We start from the raw sequence: 368 nt of genomic DNA on the forward strand, positions 1-368 counted from the left end.
GAACTTCTGGAATCAGATCTTCGCCTACAGAAATGACGGAGAATACTCCATAGACAATATGGCGGCGGAAAGAGCGATAAGACCAATCACTGTCCAACGAAAGAACAGCCTGTTCTTCGGAAGTGTGAAAGGAATACAGAACTCCGCAATCTATAATACCTTTATAGAAACCTGCAAACAGGCAGGAGTCTCCTTCAGGGATTACTTCTGCAGGCTGCTCAGAGAATTAAAAAAGGGAAGAACGGATTACGAAAACCTCCTTCCCATGACAATATGCAAATAATAATCGTTAAATTTGTGGACTCTTTTTTAGACGGGTGCCTGCTGGCACCCGTCTAAAAGGGGCTACCCTAAAATTGGAAACTTAC

At 43.2% G+C, this 368-nt stretch carries 1 protein-coding gene; it reads left to right on the plus strand.

Annotated features, from left to right (window positions below; all coding sequences use genetic code 11):
- Positions 1 to 283 (plus strand): transposase (locus NW213_RS16865; RefSeq protein ID WP_258323482.1); only part of this gene is annotated, 283 nt, incomplete at its 5' end.
- Between the last annotated feature and the right edge of the window lie 85 nt (positions 284 to 368).

This window comes from Bacteroides sp. ET336, from assembly GCF_024733815.1.
Taxonomy (GTDB): domain Bacteria; phylum Bacteroidota; class Bacteroidia; order Bacteroidales; family Bacteroidaceae; genus Phocaeicola; species Phocaeicola cellulolyticus.